Source organism: Pseudomonas mucoides (assembly GCF_015461845.1).
Taxonomy (GTDB): Bacteria; Pseudomonadota; Gammaproteobacteria; order Pseudomonadales; family Pseudomonadaceae; genus Aquipseudomonas; species Aquipseudomonas mucoides.
This window is the reverse complement of record NZ_JACOPW010000002.1, coordinates 604,658-628,119: the sequence shown is the minus strand read 5'-3', so window position 1 is coordinate 628,119 and position 23,462 is coordinate 604,658. Positions and strand designations below refer to the sequence as shown.

Below are 23,462 nucleotides of genomic sequence, written 5' to 3'. Positions count from 1 at the left end.
ACGCAAAGCGTGGAAACGATCACATCACCGACCACACACGAGATTCGACATGACCGACACCCCGCATTTCCCCTTATCCGCCGTGGTCGGCGCCGACGACTTGAAGCTCGCCCTGTACCTGACCGCCATCGACCCGAAGATCGGCGGCGTGCTGATCGAAGGTCCGCGCGGCATGGCCAAATCCACCCTGGCCCGGGGCCTCGCGGACCTGCTGGCCAGCGGTCAGTTCGTCACCTTGCCGCTGGGCGCCACGGAAGAACGTCTGGTCGGCACCCTCGACCTCGATGCCGCGCTGAGCGACGGGCGTGCGCAATTCTCTCCCGGCGTACTGGCGAAGGCCGATGGTGGCGTGCTCTACGTCGACGAGGTCAACCTGCTGCCCGACCACCTCGTGGACCTGTTGCTCGACGTCGCCGCCAGCGGCACCAACCTGATCGAGCGTGATGGTATTTCCCATCGGCATTCGGCGAAGTTTGTGCTGATCGGCACCATGAACCCGGAAGAAGGCGAACTGCGTCCGCAATTGCTCGACCGCTTTGGCCTGAACGTCGCGCTCAGCGGCCACACCGCACCGATCGAGCGGGGGCAGATCATCCGTCGGCGCCTGGATTTCGACAGCGATCCGCAGCGCTTTTGCGCGCAGTGGGAACACCCGCAGCAATCGCTGCGCGAACGGTGCGAGAAGGCCCGTCGCCTCTTGCCGAGCATCCCGCTCGACGATCAAGCGTTGGCGCTGATCACTGAGCGCTGCTTTGCTGCCGGCGTCGATGGCTTGCGCGCTGACCTGGTGTGGCTGCGTGCGGCTCGCGCCCACGCTGCGTGGCGCGGAGCGAACGCGATCAGTGAGGACGATATCGACGCCGTCGCTGAATTCGCCTTGCGCCATCGCCGCCGCGAGCAATCACCGCCGGCCCCGCAGCACAGTCAGGCGCCATCCCCGCAACAGTCCGCCCCGAGCGAAGGCCAGGGGCAATGGGGTGAAATGCCCGCCCAGGCGCTGCCGGTTGGCGCCCGCCGTGAAGTGCCGAGCTGGCCAAAAAAGCCCTAGGCATTCGCCCTCGATCTGACGCGGGGGCGAATGCCAGACCCCGTACAGGACGGCTGGACAACGGCAAACAGGGCAAACGCCATGCTGCACGCAGCGGCTCGATCAACTGGCCCGGCACCTTGCTCAATGGTCGGCCTCGTCAGCGCAGCGACGTGTTGTTCCACCTTCGCACTCGAAGCGCCCATGAGCTGTGGCTGGTGATTGTCGACGCCTCCGCCTCGACTCGCCGACATCAGGCGTTGAGTGATGCGAAGGGGTTGCTGGCGCAGCTGTTTGACGATGCCTACCGTCAGCGTGCGCGCCTGGCGTTGTTGACGGCCAGCGGCAATGTGCCGAAATGGCAGGTGCAAGGCTTGAAAGCGTCCAGCGGATTGCGGACCTGGCTTGATGGGTTGGGCGCCAGCGGTGGCACGCCAGTGTTGGCGGCGCTGGGTGAGGCGGGGCGTTGGTTGGCGACGCGCAAAAAGCGCTTTCCGGCGGAACAGCAGCGTGTGTTGTTGCTGACCGATGGGCGATTGAAGGAGTGGTCATTGTTGCCAGCGCTGGAATGCCCCAGCTTGCTGATTGATATCGAGCGCGGGCCGATCCGGTTGGGCCGGGCGAAGCAGATGGCGGTAGAGCTGCAAGCGGATTATCAGCACATTGATGAGCTGATTCCTGGTTGAGTGATTGACTGGCTGTCCTGGCCCCATCGCGAGCAGGCAACTCGGTCTAAATCTATTTACCCATCGCCTGACGGTACTGCCGCGTACGCCGGCCTATGTACAGCCGGTCAAGAATCAACGCCCACACCGCCCAGACCTGAGGACGAGGCTTGCGCCCGCGGCTCAATCGATGCAGCTGAAACTTCACCACTGCCATGTTCGCCAGTGCGGCCAACGGTTTGCGCTTCCATAGAATCGGCGGCAATTGCGGATGGCTGTTGCGGCCTTCGCGCCAGTGTTTGACCAACTGCGGTTCAACCGCCAGTGCCGTGCCGATACCTGCCATGGCGATGCCGCTGTCGAGTACCTGCTGGACGATAGCCAGGCGCCGAATGCCGCCTGTCACCATCACCGGCATGTGCGCGACGCTGGCCAGTTCAGCGGCCATTTCCAGGAAGTAGGCTTCACGCGCCAACGTCCGGCCGTCGCGGGCTTCGCCTTGCATCGCCGGCGCTTCGTAGCTGCCGCCGGAAAGTTCGAGCAGATCGATGCATTGTTCGTTGAGCCACACAATCACTTGGCGGGCGTCGTCGGCGTCAAAGCCGCCCCTCTGGAAGTCCGCAGAGTTGAGTTTCACCGACACGCAAAACTGCGGTGAGACCGCGCGGCGAACGGCGCGGACCACGTCCAGCAACAAGCGCGCGCGGTTCTCCAGTGAGCCGCCCCAACGGTCGGTGCGGTGATTGGTCAACGGCGAGAGGAACTGGCTGATCAGGTAACCGTGAGCCGCATGAACCTGCACGCCCGTGAACCCGGCCTTTTCCGCGAGGGCCGCGCTGGTGGCGAAGCGTGCGATCACTTCGGCGATATCGTCTTCGGACATCGGTTTGGGCTCGGCGAACATCTTGGAAAACGCGCCCAGGTCCAGTGCGACGGCAGAGGGTGCCCAGGCTTGTTGACCGAGGTTGGCCATGGTTTGGCGACCGGGATGATTGAGCTGCATCCAGAACTGCGCGCCACCGGAACGCCCGATCGTCGCCCACTGACGAAAGCGCTGCAGATCGCGTTCATCTTCCAGCACCACGCCGCCGGGACCCGTCATGGCGCGGCGGTCGATCATCACATTGCCGGTCAGCAACAGGCCCGCTTCGCCCTCGGCCCAGGCCTGATACAGCTGAAACAATGCGCCTGACGGTGCTTGCCCGGTGTCGGCGAGATTTTCTTCCATGGCGGCTTTGGCAATACGATTGCCGACGGTCTGGCCGTTGGGCAGATTCAACGCTTGGAAGGGCGACATGCTTGACTCCTCATCAGTGAAGAGCAGAGGCTAAGCTTAAAGTTAACTTTAATGTCAAGCAGGCAAATGAGGCCGGGATGAAGATTGGTGAATTGGCGCAGTTGAGCGGATTGAATGCATCGCGCATTCGCTTTTACGAGTCTCAGGGATTGATTCGTCAGGTAGAGCGCTCGGCCAACGGCTACCGGCATTATCCCGCACAAGTCCTGCAAACGCTGATGATCATCCAGTGCGCGCAGCAGGCCGGGTTCAGCCTTGAAGAGCTGAAGCAATTGTTGCCGGATACGGTGACGGGCGAGTTCAAGCACGAAGAATTATTGGCGGGGCTGCTGCGCAAGGTCGAGCAGATCGAACAGATGCAACTTCACCTGGCACAGAGCAAGGCGAAGTTGCTGGGGGTGATTGAAGGCATCCAGGCGCGGCCTGAGGGGATAGCCTGTGAGGCGAATGCCGAGCGGGTGATGGCGTCGCTCAAACATCAGTTCTGATCGATACACGAATCACCGAACGCTTGATAGCGCAAGACGTGGGTAGCGCCCATCGTGTCGACGTAGGTCATCTCCCGTGGGCCAATGCCGCAATAGTCGCCGCGGGTGATGTTGACGACCTTGGCGATATTCAACGGTGTCGAATAGTTGTAGTCCTCGACATTCGAGGTGCTGGCGGTGGCGGCAGACGCAGCGGCGGCAGTGCCGCTGAGGGCAATCAGAAACAGCGCGGACAGGAGGCTTTTCATGGCGGGGCTCTCGTGGTGGCTACTGAACGATTTCAGTGGCAGTACGACGAGCCCGGTCAGGGTTTATTCCAGGCTGACTACAAATTTTGAAATGATTTTCGATTGTAGGAATTATCGGTTTCGCCTGTACGATCCAAGTCCTTTTGTCTTTCAGGACTTGCATGAACACCCTCTTGGAGCCTCCCGGTTATCCTTCCTCATCGCGCCATTGCGCGCTCTTGAAACACCCGGTCTTTCGACATTCAAAACACTTCGTCATTGCAATCCCACGGCCTCTGCGCCGCGCCTTGCCGTGCCTGGCATTCTGAATTCACTGAAGAGATCGAGACGTTTTTATGGAATGGTTAGCTGACCCCACCGCTTGGCTGGGCTTATTGACGTTGATTGTGCTGGAGCTGGTGCTCGGCATCGACAACCTGGTGTTTATCGCGATCCTTGCGGACAAATTGCCGCCCGAGCAGCGCGACCGTGCGCGAATCATTGGATTGTCGTTGGCGCTGATCATGCGCCTGGGCTTGCTGGCGAGTATCTCGTGGCTGGTCACCTTGACGCAGCCGCTGATCGAGGTGTTCGACAAGAGCTTCTCCGGTCGTGACCTGATCATGCTGTTCGGTGGAGTGTTCCTGCTGTTCAAGGCCACCATGGAATTGCACGAACGGCTCGAAGGCCATGTCGGCCAGCGCTCGGCCAACGCCGCATATGCGATGTTCTGGCCGATCGTGGCGCAGATTGTGGTGCTCGACGCGGTGTTCTCCCTCGACGCAGTGATTACCGCTGTGGGTATGGTCGATGAACTGGCGGTGATGATGATCGCGGTGATCATCTCCATCGGCCTGATGATCGTCGCCAGCAAGCCGTTGACCCGGTTCGTCAACGCGCACCCGACAGTGATCATGCTCTGTCTGGGCTTCTTGATGATGATCGGCTTCGCGTTGACGGCCGAAGGGTTGGGTTTCCACATTCCCAAAGGCTATCTGTATGCGGCCATCGGTTTCTCGATCCTGATCGAAGTGTTCAACCAGATCGCCCGCGCTCGCCGCAAGAAATCCCTCCAGGGGCTGCGGCCCATGCGCGAGCGAACGGCCCATGCGGTGTTGCGTTTGCTCGGCGGTCGCAGCATGGCGGTGGAGGAAGTCGGTGAGGAGGTTGCCGACCTGCTGGACAACGGCGACGCACCGGGCGAAGCACTGTTCGACCGCCGCGAGCGGGTGATGATCAGCGGCGTACTGCAACTGGCCGAACGGCCGATCCGAACGTTGATGACCGTGCGTGCCGACGTTGATTACATCGACCTGGCCGATGATGCGCCTACCATTCGTACGCGGCTGATGCATTCGTCCTATTCGCGCTTGCCGTTGATCCGTGACGGCGCGGTGGACGAGCCGCTGGGCTTCGTGCACAAGAAGGAGTTGCTCAAAGAATACCTGGCCGGCAACGAACCGGATCTGGAGCAGTTGGCGCGCAAGACCGTTAACTTGCTGGACAGCTACTCCATCCTCAATGCGCTGGAGCAGATGCGCCAGGCCTCGACGCATATTGCGTTCGTGGTCAATGAATTCGGTGACTTTGTGGGTGTGTTGACCATGACCGACATTCTGGAATCGATTGCCGGCGAACTGCCCGACGCCAGCGAAATCGAAGGCCCGGACGTGGTGGAAGAGCAAGGCGGTTTTTTGGTCAGCGGTGCGTTGAACCTGACACGGGTTCGACAGCAGACCGGATTCGTGGCTGAGCCTACTGAGGACTATCAGACCCTGGCCGGGTTGGTCGTGAGCTTGCTGGATCGATTGCCGGTGATCGGCGACAGCCTGGAGTGGCAGGGCTGGCGAATGAGAGTGGTGGCCGTTGAGGAGCGGCGGGTGACGCGGGTGCTGCTGGTGTGTATCGACCGCTAGTTTTTTCCGGGATTCAGGGCCTGTTCGCGAGCAGGCTCACGCCCACACGGGTCGTGTGAGCACTGGAGATCCAATGTGGGAGCGAGCTCGCTCGCGATAGCGTCCTGCCAAACGCCATCGCTCCCAAGCCCTAACACCCACTACGACCATTCAACCGCTCTAACGCCCGAGGCACCGTACACAACCCGCGCAACGTCTGGCGCAACCACGCCAGATCGTGACGCGTTTTATGCGGCTCGTATCGCGGCCTGAGCCTGCCAACATGGCTGGCGAAATCCTCCTCCAGCGTCTCTCGGGTGCCAATGCCCTTGAGCTTCTTCCGCAATCGCCCGTCCTTGAAGAACAACACCGTCGGTGTGCCGGTAACGTTCGGGTGCCGCGGTGATTCACGGGTGTTCAATACATATATGTTCGCGTGATGACGATAGCGTAGGGCGACTTCGCGAAAGACCGGTTCTGCCCATTCACAGGCCGGACAGTGTTCATCGCCGAAATACAGGATCACCGGGCGCCAGGTTTTCAGCGCCTTGCGGTAGACCGGGGCGAGCGATGCCAAGTGATGTGTCGAGCCCATTGAAAATCTCCTTTTCACAACGACCATCGAGGTTTGTCGACGTTAAAGGAGGGAGCGGGGGCGGGTCTACTGTCAGAAATTACAGGTGACACGCTGCGTCAATTTCGGTCATTCATCTCCAATTGTGGTGCAAGTACCCGCACGCTGTAGCCAACGGTAGCGCTTCCCCTCGCGTGCGTTTGGTAACAGATCCCTCAGTGTTTTTCCCATCCCGTTGATTCAAATCGATTTTCAATCTCCCCAACATTCTCTCCGCAACCTGTGGCACACTTTCTGCTGTCTATTCCGTTGTTACATACCAAAGTCCGGTATAGCGGAATAAACATCATCCTGGAGTGCTTGCCATGCATCGCCGACCTTCCTTGTTAAAAGCGTGTGTTTTTGTTCTCGCGGCTACCGCCGCTGCCATGGGCGTGGCCCAGGCGGCGGACAGTAAGCTCGATAGCGTGCTGGCCCGTGGAAAATTGATTGTGGGCACGGGCAGTACCAATGCGCCGTGGCACTTCCAGGGAGCGGATGGCAAGTTGCAGGGGTTCGATATCGATATCGGGCGGATGATTGCCAAGGGGTTGTTCAACGATCCGACCAAAGTCGAGTTTGTGGTGCAGTCGTCCGATGCGCGGATTCCCAACCTGCTGACCGACAAGGTCGACATCAGTTGCCAGTTCATCACCGTCACCGCCAGTCGTGCGCAGCAGGTGGCGTTCACCCTGCCGTACTACCGCGAAGGCGTCGGCCTGCTGCTGCCGGCGAACAGCAAGTACAAGGAAATCGAAGACCTCAAGGCTGCCAACGACAGCGTGACCGTGGCGGTCTTGCAGAACGTATACGCCGAAGAGCTGGTGCACCAGGCGTTGCCCAAGGCCAAGGTCGATCAATACGACAGCGTGGACCTGATGTACCAGGCCGTGAACTCGGGCCGTGCCGATGCCGCCGCCACCGATCAGTCGTCGGTGAAATACCTGATGGTGCAGAACCCTGGCCGCTACCGCAGCCCGACTTACGCCTGGAGCCCGCAAACCTACGCCTGTGCAGTTAAACGCGGTGATCAGGACTGGCTGAACTTCGTCAACACCACTCTGCATGAAGCCATGACCGGCGTTGAGTTCCCGACCTATGCGGCGTCCTTCAAACAATGGTTCGGTGTCGATCTGCCGACTCCAGCCATCGGTTTCCCTGTCGAATTCAAATGATCCCGTGAGAGCGGGGCGCTTGTAACGCGCCCCGTTCAAGGTACTGCTGACCATGAACTATCAGTTGAACTTTGCCGCCGTGTGGCGCGATTTCGACACCTTGCTGGCGGGGCTCGGTCTGGGTCTTGAGCTGGCGCTGGTGTCGATCGCCATCGGTTGCGTGATCGGCCTGATGATGGCGTTTGCTTTGCTCTCGAAGCACCGCGCATTGCGGGTGCTGGCGTCGGTGTATGTGACGGTGATCCGCAATACGCCGATTCTGGTGTTGATTCTGTTGATCTACTTTGCCTTGCCGAGCCTGGGCATTCGTCTGGACAAGATCCCGTCGTTCATCATCACTCTGTCGCTGTACGCCGGGGCGTATCTGACCGAAGTGTTCCGTGGCGGTTTGTTGAGCATTCCCAAGGGCCAGCGTGAAGCCGGGCTCGCCATCGGCCTCGGCGAGTGGCAGGTCAAGGCTTACGTCACCGTCCCGGTGATGCTGCGCAATGTGCTGCCGGCCTTGTCGAACAACTTTATTTCGCTGTTCAAGGACACTTCGCTGGCCGCTGCGATCGCGGTGCCGGAGCTGACCTATTACGCGCGCAAGATCAATGTCGAGAGCTACCGGGTGATTGAAACCTGGCTGGTGACCACGGCGCTCTATGTGGCGGCCTGTTACCTCATTGCCATGATGCTGCGTTACCTCGAACAGCGTCTGGCGATTCGCCGATAGGAGCCCCCCATGTACGAATCCCCTGGTTGGTTGCATGAGTTATGGGTTGCCCGCGAAGTGTTGTGGCAAGGCTTCCTGACCAGTGTGCAGGTGTCGGCGCTGGCCATTTTGCTGGGCACGATGGTCGGCATTGTCGCCGGTCTGGTGCTGACCTACGGCAAGTTCTGGATGCGTGCGCCGTTTCGCGTCTACGTCGACCTGATTCGCGGTACGCCGGTGTTTGTGTTGGTGCTGGCCTGCTTTTATATGGCGCCGGCACTGGGTTGGCAGATCAGCGCGTTTCAGGCCGGTGCGTTGGGGTTGACGCTGTTTTGCGGCTCCCACGTCGCCGAGATCGTGCGCGGCGCGTTGCAAGCACTGCCTAGCGGTCAGATGGAAGCGAGCAAGGCGATCGGCCTGACGTTTTTCCAATCCCTCGGTTACGTGCTGTTGCCTCAAGCGTTGCGGCAGATCCTGCCGACCTGGGTCAACTCCTCGACGGAAATCGTCAAGGCCTCGACGCTGTTGTCGGTGATCGGCGTGGCGGAGTTACTGCTCAGCACACAGCAAATCATCGCCCGGACCTTCATGACCCTGGAGTTTTACCTGTTCGCCGGATTTCTGTTTTTCGTCATCAACTACGCCATCGAATTACTCGGCCGGCACATTGAAAAGCGGGTGGCCTTGCCATGACTCAACTCTCCAACACGCAAAACGGTCAGGCCCTGCTGGACATACGCGGCCTGCACAAACAATACGGCAAGCTCGAAGTGCTCAAGGGCGTCGACCTGAGCATGCAGCGCGGCAACGTCGTCACACTGATCGGCTCCAGCGGTTCGGGCAAGACCACCTTGCTGCGCTGCGTAAACATGCTCGAAGAATTCCAGGGCGGGCAGATCATGCTCGACGGCGAGTCCATCGGCTATGACGAGGTCGACGGCAAACGCATCCGTCACCCGGAAAAAGTCATCGCCCGGCATCGTGCAATGACGGGCATGGCGTTCCAGCAATTCAACCTGTTCCCGCACCTCACCGCCTTGCAGAACGTCACCCTGGGTTTGCTCAAGGTGAAAAAACTGCACAAGGACGAGGCCGTTGCTCTGGCGGAAAAATGGCTGGAGCGCGTCGGCTTGCTGGAACGCCGTGATCACTATCCCGGTCAGTTGTCCGGCGGTCAGCAACAGCGCGTGGCGATTGCCCGGGCGATTGCGATGAACCCGAGCCTGATGCTGTTCGACGAAGTCACCTCGGCCCTCGACCCGGAACTGGTCGGCGAAGTGCTGAACGTGATCAAGGGCCTGGCCGACGAAGGCATGACCATGTTGCTGGTCACCCACGAAATGCGTTTTGCATTCGAAGTCTCGGACAAAATCGTTTTCATGAATCAGGGGCGCATCGAAGAGCAGGGGCCACCCAAGGAGCTGTTCGAGCGCCCTCAATCACCGCGTCTGGCTGAGTTTCTCAAAAACACGCGCTTTTAACTTTTCAGAATTCAATCAGGAGAAACACTCATGAGCATTACTCGTTACGGCACCGGCAGTAGCGCCGCTGGCGGTACGCCTCGTCCTTTCGCCCGCGCCGTTGAAGCCGATGGCTGGCTGCACGTTTCCGGGCAGGTGCCGGCGCTGGATGGCGAGATCATTACGGGTGGCATCGTCGAACAGACCCACCAGACCATGAAAAATCTGATTGCGATTCTGCAAGAGGCCGGTTATGGCCTGGAAGATGTGGTGCGTGCTGGCGTGTGGTTGGAGGATCCACGGGACTTCACGAGTTTCAACAAGGTCTTCTCCGAGTACTTCAAACCCGAACACGCTCCGGCCCGTGCCTGCGTGCAGGCGAACATGATGGTCGACTGCAAGGTCGAGATCGACTGCATCGCGTACAAGAAAAAGGCCTGAACCGAGTCGCGCCCATCGCGGGCAAGCCACGCTCCCCCAGGGGAATGCATTTCAAATGTGGGAGCGTGGCTTGCCCGCGATGGCGGCCTAACAATCGCCACCGCACTCTAGGTAAACTCCCGGCACTTTGTATGGGAACCAATGAAATGACCGAAGACACCATCAAGCGCCGGGCTCGCGGTCTGGACCGGGCGTTCGATATCCTCGACTTCCTCAAGGAAATCGGCAAACCCCTGCGCCCGAATGAAATTGCCAGCGGTATCGGCAGCCCGAAATCCACGGTCTACGAATTGGTGGCCTCCCTGCTGGAACGGCGCATTCTGGAAACCGTGGGCAAGGACGGTCATGTCTACCTGGGCCGTCAGTTGTACTTCCTCGGGCAGGCGCATTTGCGTCATTTCGACCTGACCCGCGAGGCCGATCTCGCCTTGCAGGAAATCGTCAGCCAGACCCACGAAACCGCCCAGATGTGCCTGCTCAATGGCCGCAAATACACCGTGGCGCTGATGAAGGAGGGCGAGCGGCATTTCCGCATTTCCTCGGACATCGGCGAGAACGCGCCGATTCCCTGGACCGCTTCCGGGCGCCTGCTGTTGGCGCATTTGAGTGACGAGGAAATTGTCGACCTGATCGACCATGACGACTTCATCCTGCCCAACGGCGAGCGCCTGCCGCTGGAACAGTTTCTGGCGGAAATCCGGCAGGCCGGCATCGATGGCTTTTTCTCCTTCGATAGCGTCGCCGACACCTTTACCCATTGCTTCGCCGCCCCGGTCAAAGACCCCAACGGCGTGGCCATTGCGACCCTGTGCATCGTGGCCCCACGGGCTGATGCCAAGACCCATTACAACGACTATCGCCGAGTGCTGATCGACAACGCCAACCACCTGGCCCGGCGTATCAACGAATAAATGCGGCTGCCTGCGGCCGCGAATGTGAGGAGTTCGACCATGTCTACTGCCAACAATACTGCCGCCGTGGAAAAGGGTTTTGCCCAGACCGGCGCCAACCTGGTCCGCGATGTCAGCCTGCCGGCGCTGGTGCTGCACCGCGAAGCGCTGGAACACAACATTCGCTGGATGCAGGACTTTGTCAGCAACAGTGGCGCCGAACTCGCGCCCCATGGCAAGACCAGCATGACCCCTGCCTTGTTTCGCCGCCAACTGGACGCCGGCGCCTGGGGCATCACCCTGGCCAGCGCCACGCAAACCCGCGCGGCCTATGCCCATGGCGTGCGTCGGGTGCTGATGGCCAACCAATTGGTCGGTACGCCGAACATGGCGTTGATCGCCGATCTGCTGGCGGACCCGACGTTCGATTTCCATTGCATGGTCGATCATCCGGACAACGTCGCGGACCTCGGTGCCTACTTTGCCTCGCGCGGCGTGCGCCTGAACGTGATGATCGAATACGGTGTGGTCGGCGGCCGTTGCGGTTGCCGCACTGAGGACGAAGTCATCGCGCTGGCCAAAGCCATCAACGCGCAACCGGCGCTGGCTCTGACCGGTATCGAAGGCTACGAAGGCGTGATCCATGGCGATCATGCGGTGACCGGTATCCGCGCATTCGCCCAGTCATTGGTGCGTTTGGCCGTGCAGTTGCAGGACAGCGGCGCGTTTGCGATCGCCAAGCCGATCATCACTGCGTCGGGTTCCGCCTGGTATGACTTGATTGCCGAGGAGTTCGAAGCACAGAACGCTGCCGGGCGTTTCCTCAGTGTGTTGCGTCCGGGCAGCTACGTGGCCCACGACCATGGCATCTACAAGGAAGCGCAATGCTGTGTGCTCGACCGTCGTAGTGACCTGAATGAAGGCCTGCGCCCGGCGCTGGAAGTCTGGGCACACGTGCAGTCGATGCCGGAACCGGGTTTTGCGGTGATTGCCCTGGGCAAGCGCGATGTAGCGTACGACGCCGGTCTGCCGGTGCCGTTGCTGCGTTACAAGGCCGGTGTGGTGCCGGCGAAGGGCGATGACGTCAGTGCCTGCAAGGTGACGGCAGTGATGGACCAGCACGCGTTCATGACCGTGGCGCCGGGGGTTGAGTTGCGGGTCGGCGACATTATTTCGTTCGGCACGTCGCACCCGTGCCTGACGTTCGACAAGTGGCGCACGGGGTGTCTGGTGGATGATCAGATGAATGTCATCGAAACCATGGAAACCTGTTTCTAAGGCTTGAGACCGAGGCGCTGCTATCGCGGGCAAGCCCGGCGCCTACATGGGTAACACGATCCCTGTGGGAGCCGGGCTAGTCCGCGATGAGGCCCGCCCAGACAACAAAGAAACACCAGAGACCCCACACCATGCACACCATCAACACCCTCGGCCCCAACATCCCGCGCATCGCCCTGATCGGCGAATGCATGATCGAGCTGCAACAACGCGCCGACGGCAGCCTGCAACAAAGCTTCGGCGGCGACACCCTGAACACCGCCGTCTACCTGTCCCGTGAACTGGGCGAGCGCGGCATCGTCGATTACGTCACCGCCCTGGGCGACGACAGCTTCAGCGACGCGATGTGCCAGAACTGGGCCAGCGAAAACATCGGCCTGGGCATGGTCCAGCGTTTACCCGGACGTTTGCCCGGCTTGTATTGCATCCAGACCGACGCCGCCGGCGAGCGTCGTTTTCTCTACTGGCGCAACGAAGCGGCCGTGCGCGATTGCTTCACCACGCCCGCCGCCGCGCCGATTCTGGCGGCGCTGCCGGATTACGACGTGTTGTACTTCAGCGGCATCACGCTGGCGGTGCTCGGTGTGCAAGGTCGGGCAAAATTGTTGGAAACCCTGATCGAAGCCCGTCAGCGAGATGCGCGCATCGTCTTCGACAACAACTATCGGCCGCGCTTGTGGGCGTCGGTTGAGGAAGCCCGCGCGGCGTATCGCAGTGTGTTGCCGTATGTGGACCTGGCGTTGCTGACGGTTGAGGACGAGCAGGCGCTGTTCCATTTCTCAAGTTGCCAGGCGGTGTTCGATGCTTACGAGCAGATCGGCACGCCGGAAGTGGTGCTCAAGCGCGGTTCAGACGCGTGCCTGATTCGCTGTGACGGTGAGTCGTTTGAAGTGCCGGCGCAGAAGGTCGACCGCGTCGTAGATACGACGGCGGCAGGGGATTCGTTCAGTGCGGCGTACCTGGCCAGTCGGCTCAAGGGCGCGAGCGCGGTGGAAGCGGCTGAGGCGGGGCATCGGTTGGCGAGTCGGGTGATTCAGGTGCCGGGGGCGCTGATCCCTAGATAAGGGATGAATGGCCGTCTGCTTCGCAGTCGGTTCGCGAGCAGGCTCGCTCCCACAGGGGAACGCATTCCAATGCAGGAGCCGAGCTTGCTCGCGATGAGGCCCTCAAGGCCACCCCTCAATCCCGGTAAAACACCTGCACCAGGTGATACCCGAACTTGCTCTTGATCGGTCCGTGCACCACCCGCAGCGGCTTCTTGAAAATCACCGCATCAATCACCCCGACCATCTGCCCCGGCCGCACTTCACCGAGGTCGCCGCCGCGCTTGCCGGACGGGCAAGTGGAGTACTTTTTGGCCAGCACGTCGAAGGCTTCGCCCTTGGCGATGCGTTGTTTGAGCTGCTCGGCTTCTTCCGAGGTTTTCACCAGAATATGGCGGGCTTGAGCTTTCATGGGGCGTACCTTGCAACGTGCTGACAGCGGGGCGGGCGATTATGCCTCAACTCACTCGGGTTGGCCGATCATCGTGCGAATCTTGTTGGCCAGCAAGTCGATGGAAAAGGGCTTGGCCACCATGTCCATACCTTCCTCCAGAAAGCCCTGACGTTCCGCGGCGGTTTCCGCGTAACCGGTCATGAACAGCACTTTGAGGTCCGGGCGATGCTGGCGGGCGATCTCCGCCAGTTGCCGACCGTTCATGCCCGGCAGTCCGACATCGGTCACCAGCAGATCAACACGCAAATCCGATTCCAGCAAGGGCAGGGCGGTCTTGGCGTCTTCGGCTTCGTGAGCGTGGTAACCCAGCTCATTGAGCAAGTCGAGCACCAGCATGCGCACCGCCGGGTCGTCTTCCACCAGCACCACGGTTTCACCGGCAATCGCCGCGGGCGCCTCGCCCGTGACCGGCACCAGCACGTTTTCCGGTTCCATGGCATGCAAGCGCGGCAGGTACAAGCGCACGCTGGTGCCCTTGCCGGGCAGGCTGAACAGGCTGACATGTCCGCCTGATTGCTGGGCGAAGCCGTAGATCATCGACAACCCCAGCCCTGTGCCCTGGCCGATGGGTTTGGTGGTGAAGAACGGGTCAAATGCCTTGGCCAGTACCGAGGGTGTCATGCCGGTGCCGTTGTCACTGACGGCGATCATCACGTAATCCCCGGCCTTGACCGGTTCCAGTGTGGTGATGTCAGTGCCGTCGAGGTAGACATTGCTCGTTTCGATCAGCAGTTGGCCGCCATCGGGCATCGCATCGCGGGCGTTGATCACCAGGTTGAGCAGGGCGTTTTCCAGTTGGCTGACGTCGGTGCTGATCGGCCAGACTTCATCGGCCAGTTTCAGATTGAGCTCGATGTGGTCGCCCGTGGTCCGGCTGAGCAAGTCTTCCAGCGAGCGCACCAATTCATTGGCATTCAGCGGTTTGCGATCCAGTGACTGGCGACGGGAAAACGCCAGCAGGCGATGGGTCAACGCGGCGGCGCGGTTGGCCGAGGACACCGCGGCTTCGGTAAAACGGCTGATCTCGTGAGTGCGCCCATCGGCGATGTAGCGCTGCATCAAGTCAAGACTGCCAATAATCCCGGTAAGCATGTTGTTGAAGTCATGGGCGATGCCGCCGGTGAGTTGGCCGACTGCTTCCATTTTTTGAGCATGGCGCAAGGCGTCCTCGGCACGCTCGCGCTCGACCATCTCGTTTTGCAGGCGCTGGTTGGCTTCGGCCAACTGTTGGGTGCGAGCGGCGACGCGCTCCTCCAGGGTTTCATTGAGATTGCGCAAGGCTTCTTCGGTCTGTTTGCGCTCGGTTTCGTCGATCACAAAAATGTAGAAGCCATTCACCGCGCCATCCGCGCCGTGGCGCGGCAGGTAGTTCATCAGCGCATGCCGCAGGCTGCCGTCGCGGTGTGGCGTGCTGATGCTGAAGCAGCAAGGTTTGCCCGTAAGTGCTTCAGCAATGTGTTCGGCACGTAAGGCATAGGCCTCGTCACCCAGTACTTCGCGAATGGTTTTGCCGTAGAGCTCTTGCGGCGTCAGGCCGTACCAGTCCAGGTACGCGGAATTGTTCAGGCGGAAACGCTCTTCGCTGTCGACGTAGCTGATCAGGATCGGCATCGCGTTGATGATCAATTGCAGCTCGGTCTGGCTCTGGCGCAGGGCCTGTTCGGTGCGTTTGCGCTCGGTCAGGTCCAGCGCGGCACCGAGAAAGCGCATCGGCCGGCCGTGATGATCCTTGTAGCAGCGCCCCCGGGCAAACACCCAGCTCAACTGCCCATCGGGTTGCAGCAGGCGATATTCCTCGGCGTACTCGGTGCCATGGGTGATGCAGTGCTTGATGCTGCGCGCAATCATCGCCCGGTCTTCCGGATGCACGCCCTGGAGGTACGCGCTGATCGGCAATTCCCCGGCCAGCGCCGGATCGATGCCGTGCAGTTGGGCAAAATGAGCGTCGGCGAGGAAACGGTCTTCGCCGATGTCCCAATCCCAGGTGCCCACCGAGTCGGTCGCGGCCAAGGCCAGTTGCAGGCGCTGCTCGGTTTCGCGCTGGGCCTTGAGGCTGGCGGCCGAGCGTTGTTCCAGTTCAAGGGCGATGCGGCGACGTTCGTTGGTTTCGATGGCGGTGACCAGAATGCCCGCCACCTCGGCGCTTTCATCGCGGATCGGGCTGTAGGTCAAATCCAGCCAGAAGTCGGAGTCGCCACCGTCACGTTGCAGGGTAAAGCGCTGTTCGCTGTAGGTGCGCACCTGGCCTTGTAGGACGGCGCTGTAAATCGGGTCGGTAAAGTCCTGAAGTTCTGGCCAGATCTGGTGCGTCGGCTGTCCGAAAGCGTGTGGATGTTTGCTGCCAGCGAGCAGGGCGAAGCCGTCGTTGTAGATCTGTGTCAGCTGCGGTCCCCATAGCAACAGCATCGGCATCGGTGAGTGAATCACGATGTCGACGGCGGTGCGCAGGCTCTGCGGCCAGGTGCCAGCAGGGCCCAAGGGGGTCTGTGTCCAGTCCAGTCGGGCAATCAAGGCCTGGGCATCGCTGCCGGTGGGTGATGCGTTCATCAAGTGGTCCTGCGCTTAAGTCGGTGTGGCGGCGTCTACTATCCTCGTAGGGCGGTAGAGGCTGGATGACCCATGTCGGGTCATTATTTTTTCATTGAATGCTTCGCGGGTGTTTTTTGCCATGGAAATCGATGCACTGTTGAAACTTCTGGCCAGCGGTAATGGCTCCGATCTTTATCTCTCCACGGCGGCACCGCCCAGCGCGCGGTTCGACGGCGTCCTTGAACCGTTGTGCGATCAGCCGTTCAAACCCGGTGAAGTCGCGGCAATGGCCGCGTCCATCATGGACGCCGAACAGCGTCTGGAGTTCGACCGTGAGCTGGAAATGAACCTGGCCATTTCGTTGTCGGGAATCGGGCGCTTTCGGGTCAATCTGTTCAAGCAACGCAACGACGTGTCCATTGTGATACGTAACATCAAACTCGACATCCCGCGCTTCGAAGATCTCAAATTACCCCCCGTGCTGCTGGACACCGTGATGCTCAAGCAAGGCCTGATACTGTTCGTCGGCGCCACAGACTCGGGCAAGTCGACATCGCTGGCGGCGCTGATCGACTACCGCAATCGCCACAGCAGCGGTCATATCGTCACCATTGAAGACCCGATCGAATATATCCATCGGCACAAGCAGTCGATCATCAATCAGCGCGAAGTGGGCGTCGATACCCGAAGTTTTCATGCGGCATTAAAAAACACCCTGCGCCAGGCACCGGACGTGGTGCTGATCGGCGAAATTCGTGACCGCGAAACCATGGAGCACGCGCTGGCGTTCGTCGACACCGGTCATCTGGTGATTTCCACGTTGCACGCACACAACGCCCATCAGGCGCTGGACCGCATCATTAATTTCTTTCCCGAAGAGCGGCGGACGCAGTTGCTGCATGACCTGGGCAACAATCTCAAGGCGTTTGTTTCACAACGACTGGTGCGTACCCGCGACGGTCAGCGCAGGGCGGCAGTGGAAGTGATGTTGGGTACACCGACGATTGCTGACTTGATTAGACGCAATGAACTCGATGAACTTAAAAACATTATGGACAAGTCTGCAGAGTTCGGTATGCAAACGTTCGATGGCGCACTGTATGCGCTGGTGGTGGAAGGCGCTATCAGCGAGGAAGAGGCGCTAAAACATGCGGACTCGCTTTGTAATCTTAAGTTGCGCCTTAAGCTTTATGGCGCAGGGGTTTCGAACGTTAATATGCGCAGTGATGGCTGGGGGTTGGTGGATTGATTAAATTGGTAAAGTGAGTGGTTGTGAAATATTGTCTTATGACTTTTTACTGTTTAGTTATTATTCGATGAGTCAGGATTAACCGTCGTTGAATGAATCAGTTAACTAATTTCATAAGGTTGTTATGTTTTATAAGTTTAAGTATAAAGACTATCCGTTGTCCGGGGCGGTTTCTGAAGTTCAACACCTTTGGTTAAAGGTCGATGCGGCTGAGCGACAGGTGGTCGTGCGCTTATTGCAAAGTGTCTTCGAGGATCAAGAGGACGACGGGCCCTACCATTGGCAAGGCTACGAGTTTGAGCTGGCGAAAGGCTCTTCGTTGTATGAAGTCCATATGCCGGGTCGAGTGGCATGGAATAACCTGGCCAACTACACGGTCGTGATGGATGAACTCCGTCGCCACGGCCCCGAGAACATGGCCGCAACCCGTATCAACGAAACCGGCGGGCTTGAGATTTTCAGAAAAGACCGGTTAGTGTGGGACGTCGTCGACGTGAATATCGTCCAGGAGTCCCACTATTATCAGAAGCTTCTGGTGATAGGTGATATTGCCAAACAAGCCGGTGGTTACATTTATAGCGAAGATTTCGTCGATGTGGACCAATGGCTGAAGTTTCATGGCCTGATGGTTCCAAGAAATGCCAGCGAAACAAAAAACCTGATCGCGCTTTTCGAGTTCGATCCTGAGGTTGATGAGCTGGGTAACTATTGGGGGCAGCTTGTTACGGATGATCCGTCGTTAGCCGTCTTGTCGGTTGAGCAGCGCGACGCCATTCGGCAGGTCACCCAGCGTGTCGCCAAAAACACCAAACTGCTGGATAAGTTGTTCCGCGAAACGGGGCGCGTCATTGCGACGCACGATAATGCCGCGCAACGGATCGGTCAGTTGATCAAGCATCCGGTGGCCCAAGCTTGTGCCAGGAAACTCCTGGAGGAGTCGGGCTGGTTCGGCGCGCAATCCGGGCAAGAGGTCTCTTCACAAGGTCTTGAGCAACTGCTGGTAACCAGCCTGTTGCTGGATCTTTATCCGTCTCTCGGTAGCACCCAAGACCGCAAGCGTATCGCCGGTTTCGCTTTATATGCGCCGAGCAACGTTGAGCGGTCGCCGGCCGTGGTGCGCGAGGAGCTGCAAGCCTTACTCTATACCAAAGGCTGGGTTGATCCTGCCGCGGCGCCGCTGGCGTGTCATCTGCTGCTGGCGGAGATGGCGCCGGAATTTCTGGTCACGGGCGTGCCAGCAGCGATGACGATGGGCTCGGTTGCCTGGGTCACCTTTTGCCATGGCGTTGCTCTGGCGGAAGCGGTGAGGAAGGGGGCGTCGCGTGTGCTGACGTATGCGCAGATCATGGCGTATGTCGAACTGGAACCTGTCAGCGAACCGCTGTCCCGACTGCGGGAATTGGCGATGATCGATCCGATCGTTGACTGGGCGCTATTGAATGGCGTTATCAGCGAAAGCGAGCTCACTCAAGCGGCAAAGGAAACCACCGAGCGGGCAATCACGGCGTTCCAGGAATTCGCGGAGAACTTCACCCATCTGGCCAGCGTCTATTCCATCCCAATGCCCAACCGCGAAACCATTGCGCGCGAAGCGTTGAAAGGAGCAGTGCCGGAGTGTGATTTCCTGGACGATAAAGTGCTTTATCAACACCCCGGCCTCTATGCATCCCCCAACCCCATGTCGATGGTCGGCTTGCACATGTCGGCGGACCTTGCGGGTGGCCAGTGGGATTTCCGCGCGGTCTTTCCCGACGATGTTTTTTCCAGAACCCCTGATTTGTTGGCCGGTGTGACCAATCAACAAAGACCAACTCACTACGACCCCTCCGTCACCAGCCTTTATAGCCGCTTTCCAAGGTTGCAGAACCTGCCGCCCAACAATGTCGAATACCATCGCCTGTTACGGAATTATCTCGGCGATCTGAATAAAGCGCTGGCGACCAATGTGAAGTTGGCCCTTTCACACATGCTTGCCCATGATCTGGAGATTTTTCTAAAAGGTAAGATCACCTTTTTTACCGTTCGTCTTCCAGCGACCAGCACTGAGTCTTACTTCTCGATATCGCCGGTGCCCGTTTCGACGACTTACGAAACACAGCAAAGTAACGATGCTGTGAAGGGACGTTTTGGCATTGTCATGTTCGCTGCCCACGGCAATGCGGTTGCCTGTTATGAGTTGTTTGCCTTGCGCGGTGAATTACGGAAAAACACCACGCTGGCGACGCTGATAACCTCAACGGGTAAATTGCGGACTGCCGCCCGAATGGATTTTAACGGGGAGCTGAATGCGCCCCTGCGACCTGCGACTCCCGAATTGTTGCCTCTCTCGGTTGTTGAATACACTGCCGGCGATTTTGCTGAGAATGGCGCCAGCAGCGCCATGGGGATTATTGAAAAACTGGGTGAGCTTCCCGCACCAGCGTCTGTGTCGGCGCGGCAGCAGAGTCACTACCGTAATTTCGGTAATCCGCAGCTACGGCGAATTGCCGAGTTCGTTGTGAACAATCATCCGTTGCGCACATTTGACGAAATCGAGTTAATGGCCACGGTACCGACAGCACTTGAAACAGAACGCAAAAATGGCGAAGAGACTGCAGATTACATCGTGAATTTGGTGGTTCCGTTCAAGAAGTGCATCGAGGATTTGTCTTCTGGAGAACACAATAAGGTCGTTGACGGGATCTACGGTTGCGTCATGGATGCTATGGCGTTGGGCAGTGCATTTGTGGGGGCGGGCGCCAAAGCGCTGGGCATTTCGTCGAAGGCGGTCTCCTTGTCGTCCAAAGGCGCCCGCCTGACCAAACTGGCGTTTGCGACGTCCGTTTCCCTCTTCAACCCCGTGGATGATGTGCCAACGGTGTTCTATGGTGCCGGGAAACTCATCCACAAAGGCGCGTTACGGTTCAGCAAGCAGGCTGAAGAGCTTCTCGGACTGGCAAAGTCCCAGTTGGGCAGACTCCATGGCAGCCACAATTCCTATGACTTGGTCCGCGCAGCCAGCAACGTCAACACCGGACAGGGTACCTGGCGACCCCGTGGTGCCATCGGTGAGGAGCTCACGGTGGTGGCGACCCGCAATAATTTTCAATGGTATGCCCTCGACCGTCTGGGCAAAGCCTGGGGGCCAAAACTCGACAACTTTGCCTATGTGGCCCCTGTCCGTTTGCCGCGATCTACCAAGACATTGCCTGTCAGTTATACCCGACAGTTCATCGAACAAAGTCTGCCGCGGGCCCGGACGAAAATCGAAAACGCGATCAACGCCTTGACCCATCGTGACTTTGTGTCGCAGCGCAACCTGGTTGCCAGACTGCTGATGGGAAGCGACTCGAACGATGCAATCAATCAGTTATTGAACTATTTGAGAGCGGTCAGGGCCGACTTTGGGGGCGTTTCCATCAGTAACTTCATCCTTGATCCACTCAAGGACACCCACCACATTGCCGCTTTCGACACGAGCGCTTACCAACAGTGGAAAGGTGCAGCCGGGCAATCCGACGCGAAGTTCATTGAAATCTATACGCCCAATCTTAACCGGCACTTCATTGGCCTGGGATTCAATCATGACGTCGTCGCAGACGACTTGATCCATGAGCTGTTTCACGGGCCTGCGCAGATCGGTGATGTCGCCTATGCCCGCGACGCTGGCAGCGTCGGCGGTGGACAGTCGCTGGACGTGGCGTCGCTGCTGAACCTGGCTTCCGGCCGGCTTGCGGTGACAGATGAAGGCAGTGCTCGTCACGCCAGTTCCAAAGCCTTTGAAAACGCCGACTCACTGGCGGTGGTCACTTCGCTGCTGAGCCAGTTGCACACCGACGAAGCCGGGTTTGACCGCAACATGTCCCTCCTGCGGAACACACTTGAAGCACATCCCGATAGCGCGATCGTCGATCCGGTGCGGATCACGTTGAACCATTCCGTGACTGCGCAGCGGCTTGGCTCTGGCTCTGGCAGGCCTGGCACGAGCGTCCAATAGAACCGTTTAAAAAGCGAGTTCCGGCCGATCCCGAAATTGCTCCAGCGCCTCGGGATTGGCCAGCGCATCGGTGTTCTTTACCTTCTGCCCATGCACCACGTTCCTCACCGCCAGCTCAACGACCTTGCCGCTGATGGTCCGTGGAATATCGGTCACCGCGACAATCTTCGCTGGCACATGTCGCGGCGTGGTGTTAGCGCGAATCACTTGGCGGATCTGTTGCTGCAAGGCTTCATCCAGTTCGACACCGTCGCGCAATCGCACAAACAACACGACCCGCACGTCATCCTGCCATTGCTGACCAATGGCCACGCTGTCCAGCACTTGCGGGATTTTCTCTACCTGGCGGTAGATCTCCGCCGTGCCGATGCGCACGCCGCCGGGGTTGAGTACCGCATCCGAGCGGCCATGGATCATCATCGCGCCGTGGGGCTGTTGCTCGGCGTAATCGCCCTGGGACCAGACACCGGGGAACTGGCTGAAATACGAAGCGTGCAGCTTTTCCTGTTGCGGATCATTCCAGAAACCGATGGGCATGGCCGGGAAATGCCGGGTACACACCAGTTCACCCTTCTCTCCGATCACCGGTTGGCCGTCGTCATTCCAGACTTCAACCGCCATGCCCAGGCTCTTGCCCTGTATTTCGCCACGGCGCACCGGTTGAAACGGGTTGCCGTTCACAAAACACGAAACGACGTCCGTACCACCGGACATCGACGCCAGGCATACGTCGGGCTTGAAGTCGCGGTAAACATAGTCGTAACTCTGGGGCGACAGTGCGGAGCCGGTGCAGAGCAGGGTTTTCAGACTGCTCAAGTCATGGCTTTCGCGCGGCTTCACGCCATTGCTTTCCAGGGTCGCCAGGTACTTGGGGCTGGTGCCGAAGACGCTGATCTGTTCATCGTCTATCAGGTCGATCAACCGTTCGGGGCCGGGATAAAAGGGCGAACCGTCGTACAGCACCACGGCGCTGCCGACGGCGAGGGCCGAGACCAGCCAGTTCCACATCATCCAGCCGCAGGTGGTGTAGTAGAACAAACGGTCGCCAGCGCCGAGATCGCAATGCAGCCCATGTTCTTTGACGTGCTGCAGCAACACACCGCCGGTGCTGTGGATGATGCATTTCGGCACGCCGGTGGTGCCGCTGGAGTAGAGGATGTACAACGGATGCGCGAAAGGCACGGGGACAAAATCCGGCTCGCCGCCCACGTCGTAGAAATCCTCCCACAACGTCACATTGGCATGGGTGTGGAAATCGACGATGTGCGCCTGTGGCCGTGCATACGGCACCACGATCAACTGCTGCAAGGACGGCAGGCGCGAGAGGATTTCGTTGATTTTGCCGGTCTGGTCGATGTCCTTGCCGGCATAGCGGTAACCGGCGCAGGTGATCAGTACCTTTGGTTCGATTTGGCCGAAACGGTCGATCACCCCTTGGGTGCCGAAGTCCGGCGAGGAGCAGGACCAGATCGCCCCCAGGCTGGTGGTGCCGAGCATGGCCACCAGGGTTTGCCAGGTGTTGGGCATGCACGCGGCGACGCGGTCGCCGAGGCCAACGCCGGCAGCGATCAGACTGTGCTGGAACCCGGCCACATGCTCGGCCAGTTCCGCCCAGGTCAGGTGTTCGCGCTGGCCGTTCTCGCCAATGGCAATCACCGCAATGGCATCGTCGCGACGGCGCAGCAGGTGTTCGGCAAAGTTCAGGGTGGCGCCGGGAAACCACTGGGCGCTGGGCATTTGCGCGCCTTCGACCAGCACTGCGTCGGGTTGGTCGTGGAAGCGGATGTCGAAGAAGTCGACGATGGCCTGCCAGAAGTCTTCGCGCTGATCGATGGACCATTGGTGCAGGGCCGGGTAGTCATCAATGTGGACGTGGTGGCGCTGGCTGATGGAACGCCGAAAGGCCTCCATGCGCGTCTTGGCGATGCGCTCGGCACTGGGTTGCCAGAGAATGTCGGACATGGTTTGCCTCTTGTTCTATCTGGAGATCCAATCGCGGGCAAGCCACGCTCCCACCGGTAAACGCGATCTAATGTGGGAGCGTGGCTTGGCCGCGATGAA

General features: G+C 59.4%; 20 protein-coding genes. 14 read left to right on the top strand and 6 right to left on the bottom strand.

What is annotated here, in order from left to right:
- The first annotated feature begins 49 nt into the window (after positions 1–49).
- Both H8F22_RS11495 and H8F22_RS11490 read left to right on the top strand, forming a co-directional pair.
- Positions 50–1,048: an ATP-binding protein gene (locus tag H8F22_RS11495; protein ID WP_194940171.1), complete on the top strand. Its 999-nt coding sequence runs from the start codon at positions 50–52 to the stop codon at positions 1,046–1,048.
- 53 nt (positions 1,049–1,101) lie between these two features.
- Complete coding sequence (locus tag H8F22_RS11490; RefSeq protein ID WP_194940388.1) at positions 1,102–1,713, top strand: vWA domain-containing protein; 612 nt, start codon at positions 1,102–1,104, stop codon at positions 1,711–1,713.
- 52 nt (positions 1,714–1,765) lie between these two features.
- On the opposite strand, the gene H8F22_RS11485 is transcribed toward H8F22_RS11490, so the two are convergent.
- The gene (locus H8F22_RS11485) at positions 1,766–2,989 is read right to left on the bottom strand and encodes an NADH:flavin oxidoreductase/NADH oxidase family protein (protein ID WP_194940170.1); all 1,224 of its coding nucleotides are present in this window, start codon (positions 2,987–2,989) and stop codon (positions 1,766–1,768) included.
- A 77-nt stretch (positions 2,990–3,066) separates the two neighbouring features.
- On the opposite strand from H8F22_RS11485, the gene H8F22_RS11480 reads away from it, so the two are divergent.
- Positions 3,067–3,477: a MerR family transcriptional regulator gene (locus H8F22_RS11480; RefSeq protein ID WP_059182852.1), complete on the top strand. Its 411-nt coding sequence runs from the start codon at positions 3,067–3,069 to the stop codon at positions 3,475–3,477.
- On the opposite strand, the gene H8F22_RS11475 is transcribed toward H8F22_RS11480, so the two are convergent.
- Positions 3,468–3,725, bottom strand: a complete 258-nt coding sequence (locus H8F22_RS11475; protein ID WP_027923777.1) for a DUF2790 domain-containing protein — start codon at positions 3,723–3,725, stop codon at positions 3,468–3,470. The genes H8F22_RS11480 and H8F22_RS11475 overlap by 10 nt on opposite strands.
- A gap of 335 nt (positions 3,726–4,060) precedes the next feature.
- Between H8F22_RS11475 and H8F22_RS11470 the strand changes: the two genes are divergently transcribed.
- Positions 4,061–5,620, top strand: a complete 1,560-nt coding sequence (locus H8F22_RS11470) for a TerC family protein (RefSeq protein ID WP_194940169.1) — start codon at positions 4,061–4,063, stop codon at positions 5,618–5,620.
- A gap of 130 nt (positions 5,621–5,750) precedes the next feature.
- Here H8F22_RS11470 and H8F22_RS11465 read toward each other — a convergent pair whose 3' ends face one another.
- On the bottom strand, positions 5,751–6,194 hold the full coding sequence (locus tag H8F22_RS11465; protein WP_194940168.1) for a thioredoxin family protein: 444 nt from the start codon (positions 6,192–6,194) through the stop codon (positions 5,751–5,753).
- 344 nt (positions 6,195–6,538) lie between these two features.
- On the opposite strand from H8F22_RS11465, the gene H8F22_RS11460 reads away from it, so the two are divergent.
- The 8 genes from H8F22_RS11460 to H8F22_RS11425 all read left to right on the top strand — a co-directional run bounded on the left by H8F22_RS11460 (position 6,539) and on the right by H8F22_RS11425 (position 13,214).
- Positions 6,539–7,387 carry a transporter substrate-binding domain-containing protein gene (locus tag H8F22_RS11460; protein ID WP_027923780.1) on the top strand — a complete coding sequence of 283 codons (849 nt, stop codon included), beginning with the start codon at positions 6,539–6,541 and terminating at the stop codon, positions 7,385–7,387.
- 52 nt (positions 7,388–7,439) lie between these two features.
- Positions 7,440–8,102, top strand: coding sequence for an amino acid ABC transporter permease (locus H8F22_RS11455; RefSeq protein ID WP_008015908.1), 663 nt, complete (start codon positions 7,440–7,442; stop codon positions 8,100–8,102).
- 9 nt (positions 8,103–8,111) lie between these two features.
- The gene (locus H8F22_RS11450; protein ID WP_027923781.1) at positions 8,112–8,774 is read left to right on the top strand and encodes an amino acid ABC transporter permease; all 663 of its coding nucleotides are present in this window, start codon (positions 8,112–8,114) and stop codon (positions 8,772–8,774) included.
- Positions 8,771–9,562: an amino acid ABC transporter ATP-binding protein gene (locus tag H8F22_RS11445; protein WP_027923782.1), complete on the top strand. Its 792-nt coding sequence runs from the start codon at positions 8,771–8,773 to the stop codon at positions 9,560–9,562. Before H8F22_RS11450 ends, H8F22_RS11445 begins: the two co-directional genes overlap by 4 nt.
- Before the next feature lie 30 nt (positions 9,563–9,592).
- Entirely contained in the window at positions 9,593–9,982 is a 390-nt protein-coding gene (locus H8F22_RS11440) for a RidA family protein (RefSeq protein ID WP_027923783.1), read from the top strand.
- Positions 9,983–10,128: 146 nt separating this feature from the next.
- Positions 10,129–10,893: an IclR family transcriptional regulator gene (locus H8F22_RS11435; protein ID WP_027923784.1), complete on the top strand. Its 765-nt coding sequence runs from the start codon at positions 10,129–10,131 to the stop codon at positions 10,891–10,893.
- Between the two features lie 39 nt (positions 10,894–10,932).
- Positions 10,933–12,150, top strand: coding sequence for an amino acid deaminase (locus tag H8F22_RS11430; RefSeq protein ID WP_027923785.1), 1,218 nt, complete (start codon positions 10,933–10,935; stop codon positions 12,148–12,150).
- Positions 12,151–12,281: 131 nt separating this feature from the next.
- Positions 12,282–13,214: a sugar kinase gene (locus tag H8F22_RS11425; protein WP_027923786.1), complete on the top strand. Its 933-nt coding sequence runs from the start codon at positions 12,282–12,284 to the stop codon at positions 13,212–13,214.
- 115 nt (positions 13,215–13,329) lie between these two features.
- Here the strand turns inward: H8F22_RS11425 and H8F22_RS11420 are convergent, their stop codons facing one another.
- Together H8F22_RS11420 and H8F22_RS11415 are read right to left on the bottom strand one after the other, a co-directional pair.
- Entirely contained in the window at positions 13,330–13,605 is a 276-nt protein-coding gene (locus tag H8F22_RS11420) for a peptidylprolyl isomerase (RefSeq protein WP_007898282.1), read from the bottom strand.
- A 51-nt stretch (positions 13,606–13,656) separates the two neighbouring features.
- Complete coding sequence (locus tag H8F22_RS11415; RefSeq protein ID WP_194940167.1) at positions 13,657–16,194, bottom strand: PAS domain-containing hybrid sensor histidine kinase/response regulator; 2,538 nt, start codon at positions 16,192–16,194, stop codon at positions 13,657–13,659.
- Between the two features lie 121 nt (positions 16,195–16,315).
- Here H8F22_RS11415 and H8F22_RS11410 point away from each other — a divergent pair, with 121 nt between their 5' ends.
- Both H8F22_RS11410 and H8F22_RS11405 read left to right on the top strand, forming a co-directional pair.
- Complete coding sequence (locus H8F22_RS11410; RefSeq protein ID WP_194940166.1) at positions 16,316–17,425, top strand: PilT/PilU family type 4a pilus ATPase; 1,110 nt, start codon at positions 16,316–16,318, stop codon at positions 17,423–17,425.
- A 124-nt stretch (positions 17,426–17,549) separates the two neighbouring features.
- Positions 17,550–21,401: a hypothetical protein gene (locus H8F22_RS11405; protein WP_194940165.1), complete on the top strand. Its 3,852-nt coding sequence runs from the start codon at positions 17,550–17,552 to the stop codon at positions 21,399–21,401.
- Positions 21,402–21,407: 6 nt separating this feature from the next.
- Here the strand turns inward: H8F22_RS11405 and H8F22_RS11400 are convergent, their stop codons facing one another.
- Positions 21,408–23,363: an acetoacetate--CoA ligase gene (locus H8F22_RS11400; protein ID WP_194940164.1), complete on the bottom strand. Its 1,956-nt coding sequence runs from the start codon at positions 23,361–23,363 to the stop codon at positions 21,408–21,410.
- Positions 23,364–23,462 lie beyond the last annotated feature (99 nt).

Excerpts from the sequence above, each read along its gene's own strand:
- H8F22_RS11460 (WP_027923780.1), top strand. The coding sequence starts at position 6,539 with ATGCATCGCCGACCTTCCTTGTTAAAAGCGTGTGTTTTTGTTCTCGCG.
- H8F22_RS11485 (WP_194940170.1), bottom strand. The coding sequence starts at position 2,989 with ATGTCGCCCTTCCAAGCGTTGAATCTGCCCAACGGCCAGACCGTCGGC.
- H8F22_RS11420 (WP_007898282.1), bottom strand. The coding sequence starts at position 13,605 with ATGAAAGCTCAAGCCCGCCATATTCTGGTGAAAACCTCGGAAGAAGCC.
- H8F22_RS11475 (WP_027923777.1), bottom strand. The coding sequence starts at position 3,725 with ATGAAAAGCCTCCTGTCCGCGCTGTTTCTGATTGCCCTCAGCGGCACT.
- H8F22_RS11440 (WP_027923783.1), top strand. The coding sequence starts at position 9,593 with ATGAGCATTACTCGTTACGGCACCGGCAGTAGCGCCGCTGGCGGTACG.
- H8F22_RS11455 (WP_008015908.1), top strand. The coding sequence starts at position 7,440 with ATGAACTATCAGTTGAACTTTGCCGCCGTGTGGCGCGATTTCGACACC.
- H8F22_RS11430 (WP_027923785.1), top strand. The coding sequence starts at position 10,933 with ATGTCTACTGCCAACAATACTGCCGCCGTGGAAAAGGGTTTTGCCCAG.
- H8F22_RS11495 (WP_194940171.1), top strand. The coding sequence starts at position 50 with ATGACCGACACCCCGCATTTCCCCTTATCCGCCGTGGTCGGCGCCGAC.
- H8F22_RS11415 (WP_194940167.1), bottom strand. The coding sequence starts at position 16,194 with ATGAACGCATCACCCACCGGCAGCGATGCCCAGGCCTTGATTGCCCGA.
- H8F22_RS11470 (WP_194940169.1), top strand. The coding sequence starts at position 4,061 with ATGGAATGGTTAGCTGACCCCACCGCTTGGCTGGGCTTATTGACGTTG.
- H8F22_RS11480 (WP_059182852.1), top strand. The coding sequence starts at position 3,067 with ATGAAGATTGGTGAATTGGCGCAGTTGAGCGGATTGAATGCATCGCGC.
- H8F22_RS11450 (WP_027923781.1), top strand. The coding sequence starts at position 8,112 with ATGTACGAATCCCCTGGTTGGTTGCATGAGTTATGGGTTGCCCGCGAA.
- H8F22_RS11465 (WP_194940168.1), bottom strand. The coding sequence starts at position 6,194 with ATGGGCTCGACACATCACTTGGCATCGCTCGCCCCGGTCTACCGCAAG.
- H8F22_RS11445 (WP_027923782.1), top strand. The coding sequence starts at position 8,771 with ATGACTCAACTCTCCAACACGCAAAACGGTCAGGCCCTGCTGGACATA.
- H8F22_RS11400 (WP_194940164.1), bottom strand. The coding sequence starts at position 23,363 with ATGTCCGACATTCTCTGGCAACCCAGTGCCGAGCGCATCGCCAAGACG.
- H8F22_RS11405 (WP_194940165.1), top strand. The coding sequence starts at position 17,550 with ATGTTTTATAAGTTTAAGTATAAAGACTATCCGTTGTCCGGGGCGGTT.
- H8F22_RS11425 (WP_027923786.1), top strand. The coding sequence starts at position 12,282 with ATGCACACCATCAACACCCTCGGCCCCAACATCCCGCGCATCGCCCTG.
- H8F22_RS11410 (WP_194940166.1), top strand. The coding sequence starts at position 16,316 with ATGGAAATCGATGCACTGTTGAAACTTCTGGCCAGCGGTAATGGCTCC.
- H8F22_RS11435 (WP_027923784.1), top strand. The coding sequence starts at position 10,129 with ATGACCGAAGACACCATCAAGCGCCGGGCTCGCGGTCTGGACCGGGCG.